The organism is Streptomyces sp. NPDC002793 (assembly GCF_040295485.1).
Taxonomy (GTDB): domain Bacteria; phylum Actinomycetota; class Actinomycetes; order Streptomycetales; family Streptomycetaceae; genus Streptomyces.
The window spans coordinates 1-5,060 of sequence record NZ_JBEOVL010000110.1 but is presented as its reverse complement, the minus strand read 5'-3'; the positions used below and the strand labels follow the sequence as shown (position 1 = coordinate 5,060).

Below are 5,060 nucleotides of genomic sequence, written 5' to 3'. Positions count from 1 at the left end.
TCGACCGTGTCCGTGCGCCCGATCCCGCAGTCGTGGCTGGCCGCCCTCAAGCCAGGCGGACGCCTGGTCACGACCATCGCCGGCACCGGGCTGATTGTCACCGCTGACAAGACCGCGGACGGAGGCGCCGTCGGCCGGATCGAGCCTGACCCCGCCGGCTTCATGCGCACCCGCCACGGCGACGACTACGACTCCCCCACCAGCAAGGTGTGGGAACAGGCATGGGAAGCCGAAGGGGAAGACACCGAACTCTGTCGATACCCCCTGCTCTACCCGACGGACTCCTGGGAAGTCATGTCGATGCTCGCCCTCCAGGTCCCCGGCATCGACTACCGGTTGCGTGAGGACGGCGACGAGCGCACCGTGTGGCTGCTGCACCCTGACGGCTCATGGGCCCGAGCCACGGCAACGGACTTCCTCGGTGAGCCGGTTGTTCACCAGAGCGGTCCTCGCCGCCTGTGGCGCGAGCTCCAGCGAGTACGCAACAGGCTGAACCGCGAGGGCACCCTCCCCGTCTACGGGGCCCGGGTCACCATCACCCCGGACGGCACCACCACCCTGACGCGCGGCACTTGGTCCCAGACTTTGTAGCCGCATCTCACCGGCGTCCCACAGCGGCGCTCTCTCCAGCCCCAGGCCCTGGACCACGCGCGATACCCAGGCAAGGCCGTCGCGTGGCCCGGGGCCTGGTCCTCCATGCCCACAACAACTTGTCCCAGTTCTGGGCAGACCGTTTGTCAGCCCCCACCCGCGCTGCAGCCTCGGCGCGCGTCAGGCCCTCGGCGCGCAGTCGGCGGAACTCTTCCCGGCGGGGCACAACCCTGCGGGCCTCATGCGTGAAGATCCCCGCCTTGTGCGCCCACTTGTAGCAGGTCACCCGGTTGAAGCCCAGCTCGCGGGCGACCGCTGAGACATTGTTGCGCTCCGCCAGCAGTCGGAAGAACTCGGCCTTCTCCTCCCCCGTGTAGGTGCGCGGCGCCGCCCGCATCTCGATCCCCGCCCGACGGACCCACCCGTACGCGGTGTTCACGTTCACCCCGGCGGCTTCCGCCGCGGCCGGCACCGAGCCACCACGATCAAGCTCCTCGAAGAACCTGTTCTTCAACTCCGCGGACTTGCCCTGCGCATCCACCGCGAACACCACTTTCGATCGGTGTTGCGACGATAGCTGGAACCCAAGCCGGCGAGGGCAAGCTGTAACTGTGCGCGGTCAAGGACGTCTACTCGGGCCGCATCGTGGGCTACTCCATCGACGCCCGGATGAAGTCCAGCCTCGCCGTCAGAGCCCTTGAATCCGCCGTTGCCCGCCGCGGCCAGGTCTCAGGATGCATCGTGCATTCCGACCGCGGGTCGCAATTTCGCTCACGGAAATTCGTCGTCGTTCTCGCACGTCACAACATGATCGGATCGATGGGCCGGGTCGGTGCCGCCGGCGACAACGCGGCTATGGAGAGCTTCTTCGCGCTGCTGCAGAAGAACGTCCTCGACCGCCGTGCCTGGGCCACCCGCCAAGAGCTGCGAATCGCGATCGTCACCTGGATCGAGCGCACCCACCATCGGCGCCGACGTCAGAAACGCCTGGCCCGATTGACCCCCATCGAGTACGAGACCATCATGACGCCACCCTCAGCCCTGGCTGCATAAACCCCGCTGTCACCTGATCATGCAGCAGTCCCCACCTTGGATGCGATGCCATGGGTCTGCTTGCTTACTTGTGGCCCCGGAGGAAGGCCGGGATGTCGGCTCGGGTCGGGTAGTCGGGCAGCGGTGCGGGCTTGTCTTGGAGGAACGCGGTGATGGCGGCGGCTGCTCGTTGGTCGTTGTCACCCAGGCCGTTCCACATGTGGTGGCCGACGCCGGGCATGTACTGCGTGCGCTGGATGGCGGGGTTGTCCGCGAGGATGGTTGTCTGCCACTGCCGGACCTGGGAGGAGCACTCGGCGATCATCAGCATCGCGGGTGTCCGGGAGTGCCTGAGCTGCGGGGCAATGGAGGGGGAGTCTTTGATCGTTTGCTGGATGCGGAGGCTGGCGGCGGCGCTGAAGGAGAAGTTCTCCGCAGTGTCCTCGACCGGGATGCGGTGTCCGTCCCGCGCGCAGTAGGCGGACGCGGTGTCGCTGCCGAGATCGGCAGCGGTGAAGGCATTGGCACCTTCCGCCTGCCCTACCAGTCCGTTGTCCGGGCTGAGCAGTCCGAGCCGCATGAGGCCGAACGCGACCGCGTACCGCGGGACGTGTGTGGAGCGCGGTCCGGTCATGGCCGGCGCGATGTCGCGGGCCGACGGCCGACCCTTCTGCTCCGCCATCCGGGCGGTGGGGCCGTCCATCGGGCCCGGCTCGGCGATGACCGCCCGGCGCAGGTGGTCGGCGGTGACCGGGTCGGCCAGCGCACGGGTGAGCACGACCGCGCCTGAGGAGAATCCCAGTACGTCGGCGCGGCCCTTGCCGAGTTTGCTGACGAAGGCGCCGAGGTCATGGACGGACCGGGTGATCGAGTAGTGGCCCATGGGCAGCAGGTCGCTGCGTCCACCACCGGCCTGTTCGTAGGCGTACACGTCGTAGCCCTGTCCCGCGAGTCGTTGCAGGAAGCGGTGATCGAGCACGGAGATGCCGCGCACCGGGCCGCCGTTGAGGTAGACGAGCGGGACGCGCTGCCGGGGGTTGTTGCCGGTGGGCGGGTAGTGGTAGACCGCGACGCGGCTGCCGGTGGACAGGCGCCAGTGCTCGGCGGTCACGAACGACAGGGCGGACGGGTAGCGGCGCGTCGTGGAGACGCTGGGGACGCACACCGACAGCGTCAGGGCCGCTGCGACGAGCATCGGCAGGAATGGCATCAGCCGTCCGCGCCAAGAGCGGCGGCGGCCCCGCCACAGCGCTGCGAAAACCGCGATGCCGGCAGTAGCTGACCATGCGACGAATCCCGAGCCCGCGCCATCGGTGGCGACGATCAGCGCCAGGAAGAAGGCGACGAGCCCCACCACCGCGGCGGTGGCCGCCAGCAGGCGCCCGACAAGGCGCAAGGGACGTATGGCGGACGGTGGCATGATGAGCTCCCCGGGGTTTCAGAACGCTGTTTTGAAACGATGTTATCAGCATGGGTAGACTGCTTCCCATGGGAAGGCCGAGAACGAACGACGCCGCCGTCAGGGAACGACTTGTCGCATGCGCGACAGAGATGTTCGCCACCCGCCCGCAGGAGTCGGTCACAGTCCGCGCGCTGGCCACCGCCGCCGGAACGTCGACGGCGGCTGTGTACACCTTGTTCCAGGACAAGGACGGACTGATCCAAGAGGTGCGCGAGCAGGCGGTCGCCGGCCTGTTCCAGAACCTGACGGCCGTTCCCGGCTCGGAGGCCGCCTTGGAGGATCTGTACGCGTTGGCCGTGGCGTATCGCCATTGGGGACGCGAACACCGTCACCTGTACGCGGTGTTGTTCGGTGGCGCACAGTCCTTCGTACCGTCGACTTGGGCCGGCGACCGAGACCCGGTGCGACCTCTTGTCGCGGCGATCGACCGTGCCGTGGCGGACCGGGTCCTCGCGGGCGACACCACACTGATCGCCGTCTCGTTGTGGGTCGCCCTCCACGGGCTCGTGACCCTCGAACTGGCCGGCGGCCTCGAAGGCACCGCAGCCGAGACCGCGTTCCGGTCAACGATTGATGCCGTACTACGCGGCTGGGCAACCCCCGCTGCCTTCCCTGGCCTTCGACGCCCAGACCCGGCGCCGTGAAGCAGTAGCTCCGTAACCACACGAACACGACTGGCAGAGGGCCCAGCCGATACACACGCACCCCGGCTGGCACAGAGCGGCTCACTGCTATCGCTGCCAGCCATATCAACGGCCGCCAACTCACCAAGCGAAACGACGTCTATAAGACTGATCTTGGGTCCGGCACCGGAGGCATGGTGGCGGAGTGGCGACCGAGGAAGTTGACGTCGTAGTCCGGGAGCAGGGAGAGCCGGATGGCCGGGCCTGGAGACTTCAGGCCGAGCCTGCCCAACCACTCGCTGGCGGGGCTGTGGACGCTCCCGGCGCGGTGCGGGCCGGGAAGCCTGGCCGTCACCGCGGCTGCAACCAGATTGAGGTGGGAGTTCATGTCCAGCTCGAAGCGGCCGTACGGGGTGGTCCGAGGGCTGCACGAACGCCTGGACCCTCTGGGAAGAGATCAAAAAGCACGGCTACACCGGCGGCTACGGCGGCGTCCGCCCCTACCTCCAGCCGTTCCGCGCATCCCCGACCGCACCTGCGGCCCGTCCGCCGTCCCCACGCACGGTCACCGGCTGGATCCTGACTCACCCCGACACCCTGCCGGAGAGCGAGCGCCTGAAGCTCAAATCCGTCCTTGCCGGCTGCCCCGAACTCGATGCCCTCACCGGGCACGTCCGCGCATTCGGGAAGATGCTCGCCCAGCTCCAGGGTGACCAGCTCCCGCAATGGATCAAGGCGGTCCGCGCTGACGACCTGCCCAGCCTCCACGCCTTCGTCAACGGCCTCGAACGCGATCTCGCAGCTGTCACCGCCGGCCTAACGCTGCCGTGGAGCTCCGGCATCGTCGAAGGCCACGTCAACCGGATCGATCAAGCGCCAGATGTACGGCCGGACCGGCTTCGGTCTCTTGCGGAAACGAGTCCTGTTGGCATCCTGACGGGACAGTCACGAGCTCTGCTGGAGTCGCTCCGCAGCCTGAACGGGGTGTCGTAGTAACCAGGCCGTGCCAGCAGGACCGAGCTGAAGTAGTAGCCCCGTTCTTCCTCCGGCTCATCGTCGGCTGCGAACGGACGCCAAAAGCTCAGCAGCAAGTCCGGGGCGATGAATGAAGCATCGTCGTCAGGATCTTCCTCGATCGAGGTGAGCTCACCGACGCGCCGGACAACCTCGCGGGCCGGAGGCGCGAACACGTCCACACCCTGGAACAACACTCGGTCTTTCTGGGACGACGGTCTTCCCAGCTCGATGGCTTCGAGTATGTCGCGCGCGCAGTGGATGCTGATCATCAGCCCGCTGGGACGGAACACGTGCTGTCCCGACCGGTCGGACTCCGAGATCGCCGAAGGATCGCG

At 67.6% G+C, this 5,060-nt stretch carries 4 protein-coding genes and 2 pseudogenes; 3 read left to right on the top strand and 3 right to left on the bottom strand.

Annotated elements, in window-relative coordinates:
• A pseudogene (locus ABT001_RS35695) lies at window positions 1-591 on the top strand (protein-L-isoaspartate(D-aspartate) O-methyltransferase); the annotation flags it as partial.
• Window positions 592-598: 7 nt separating this feature from the next.
• On the opposite strand, the gene ABT001_RS35690 reads toward ABT001_RS35695, so the two are convergent.
• Window positions 599-988 carry a transposase gene (locus ABT001_RS35690; protein WP_502967584.1) on the bottom strand — a complete coding sequence of 130 codons (390 nt, stop codon included), beginning with the start codon at window positions 986-988 and terminating at the stop codon, window positions 599-601.
• Between the two features lie 50 nt (window positions 989-1,038).
• On the opposite strand from ABT001_RS35690, the pseudogene ABT001_RS35685 reads away from it, so the two are divergent.
• A pseudogene (locus tag ABT001_RS35685) lies at window positions 1,039-1,644 on the top strand (transposase); the annotation flags it as partial.
• A 64-nt stretch (window positions 1,645-1,708) separates the two neighbouring features.
• Here ABT001_RS35685 and ABT001_RS35680 read toward each other — a convergent pair.
• Window positions 1,709-3,043, bottom strand: a complete 1,335-nt coding sequence (locus tag ABT001_RS35680) for an alpha/beta fold hydrolase (RefSeq protein ID WP_351285838.1) — start codon at window positions 3,041-3,043, stop codon at window positions 1,709-1,711.
• Between the two features lie 68 nt (window positions 3,044-3,111).
• On the opposite strand from ABT001_RS35680, the gene ABT001_RS35675 reads away from it, so the two are divergent.
• Window positions 3,112-3,729, top strand: a complete 618-nt coding sequence (locus tag ABT001_RS35675; RefSeq protein WP_351285837.1) for a TetR/AcrR family transcriptional regulator — start codon at window positions 3,112-3,114, stop codon at window positions 3,727-3,729.
• 848 nt (window positions 3,730-4,577) lie between these two features.
• Here ABT001_RS35675 and ABT001_RS35670 read toward each other — a convergent pair.
• Window positions 4,578-5,060 (bottom strand): hypothetical protein (locus tag ABT001_RS35670; RefSeq protein WP_351285836.1); only part of this gene is annotated, 483 nt, incomplete at its 5' end.